Source organism: Brevibacterium album DSM 18261 (genome assembly GCF_000426445.1).
GTDB classification, from domain to species: domain Bacteria; phylum Actinomycetota; class Actinomycetes; order Actinomycetales; family Brevibacteriaceae; genus Brevibacterium; species Brevibacterium album.
The window spans coordinates 1-1,592 of record NZ_AUFJ01000005.1; the positions used below are offsets into that span (position 1 = coordinate 1).

The window sequence follows — 1,592 nt, forward strand, 5'->3', positions numbered from 1 at the left end:
GTGGTGTGGGTGCGTGCGTGTGTCTGGTGGTGTGGTGTGTGTGAGTGTTCAAGAGCGCATGGTGGATGCCTTGGCATCAGGAGCCGATGAAGGACGCGGTAACCTGCGATAAGCCTCGGGGAGTTGGTAAACGAACGGTGATCCGAGGGTGTCCGAATGGGGAAACCCCGCGGCATGTTGTGTGTCGTGACCCGCATCTGAATATATAGGGTGTGTGGGGGGAACGTGGGGAAGTGAAACATCTCAGTACCCACAGGAAGAGAAAATAACTAATGATTCCGTGAGTAGTGGCGAGCGAAAGCGGAGGAGCCTAAACCACGCGCATGTAAATGTGCCAGTGTTGTGTGTGTGGTGTTGTGGGGCCGTCCGGCTGTCCTTGGCATGGGATGGGCGTGAATGTCGCTTGTTGTAGTCGAATGCGTTGGGAAGCGTGACCGTAGAGGGTGAGAGTCCTGTAGACGAAACGATGGGCGTGCGCGTGTTGACGGTTTCCCGAGTAGCACGGGACTCGTGAAATCTTGTGTGAATCTGCCAGGACCACCTGGTAAGGCTGAATACTTCCTGATGACCGATAGCGGATAGTACCGTGAGGGAATGGTGAAAAGTACCCCGGGAGGGGAGTGAAATAGTACCTGAAACCATGCGCTTACAATCCGTCAGAGCCCTCTTTGTTGGGGTGATGGCGTGCCTTTTGAAGAATGAGCCTGCGAGTTAGCGGCATGTGGCGAGATTAACCCGGGTGGGGTAGTCGTAGCGAAAGCGAGTCCGAAGAGGGCGTGTGAGTCGCGTGTCCTAGACCCGAAGCGGAGTGATCTAGCCATGGGCAGGGTGAAGCGATGGTAAGACGTCGTGGAGGCCCGCACCCACTTCAGTTGAAAATGGAGGGGATGACCTGTGGTTAGGGGTGAAAGGCCAATCAAACTCTGTGATAGCTGGTTCTCCCCGAAATGCATTTAGGTGCAGCGTTGTGTGTTTCTTGCCGGAGGTAGAGCTACTGGATGGCCGATGGGCCCTACCGGGTTACTGACGTCAGCCAAACTCCGAATGCCGGTAAGACAAGCATGGCAGTGAGACTGCGGGGGATAAGCTTCGTAGTCGAGAGGGAAACAGCCCAGACCATCAACTAAGGCCCCTAAGCGTGTGCTCAGTGGGAAAGGATGTGGAGTTGCGAAGACAACCAGGAGGTTGGCTTAGAAGCAGCCATCCTTGAAAGAGTGCGTAATAGCTCACTGGTCAAGTGATTCCGCGCCGATAATGTAGCGGGGCTTAAGTACACCGCCGAAGTTGTGGCAGCATCACGTGAAGATCTAACGGTTGTGGTGTTGGGTAGGGGAGCGTCGTGTGGCCGGTGAAGCTGCGAAGTGATTCAGTGGTGGAGGCTATGCGAGTGAGAATGCAGGCATGAGTAGCGAAAGAAGGGTGAGAAACCCTTCCGCCGGATGACCAAGGGTTCCAGGGCTAGGCTAATCCGCCCTGGGTAAGTCGGGGCCTAAGGCGAGGCCGACAGGCGTAGTCGATGGATAACGGGTTGATATTCCCGTACCGGTGATATGACCGTTCAGTGTTGAGGCGCATGAGACTAACTGTCCCAT

General features: G+C 55.4%; 1 rRNA gene. It reads left to right on the forward strand.

From position 1 onward, the window contains the following. Positions 1-38: 38 nt before the first annotated feature. Positions 39-1,592: ribosomal RNA gene (locus K318_RS25135) — 23S ribosomal RNA — on the forward strand; the annotation flags it as partial.